Here is a 340-nt window from a genome sequence, read left to right as displayed (position 1 = left end):
TCCTCCGCGTCGAAACGGCCAGTTCTGGAAAGGGAATGCACCGGGCAATCAGGCTCGCAACGAGTCGCTACGCTCAGTGAAGTATCTGGGGCGCACGCTCTGGAAAAAGTGGAGTGGCTACCATCGGCGTAGCCTGGTCGAAACGAAGATGCACTGCTTCAAGTTGCTGGCGGACCACGTCAAGTCACGAGACTTTGACCGACAGGTGGCGGAGCTTCAAATCTGTGCCGCGATTTTGAATCGCTTCACAGCACTGGGCACGCCGCAAACGGTCCGCATGGGATAGATCTGCCCGGGGATTGGGGTAGCTCGACCTGCAGCTGATTTGTGCAACAAAGCC

General features: G+C 57.6%; 1 protein-coding gene. It reads left to right on the top strand.

Features of this window, described 5'->3' with window-relative positions; genetic code table 11:
• The coding region (locus FLQ03_RS14475) for a transposase (protein WP_144374147.1) at positions 1 to 286 on the top strand (286 nt) is incomplete at its 5' end.
• Positions 287 to 340 lie beyond the last annotated feature (54 nt).

The sequence above is a fragment of the Vogesella urethralis genome (assembly GCF_007644045.2).
Taxonomy (GTDB): Bacteria; Pseudomonadota; Gammaproteobacteria; order Burkholderiales; family Chromobacteriaceae; genus Vogesella; species Vogesella urethralis.
This window is presented reverse-complemented; position numbering and strand designations above follow the sequence as displayed.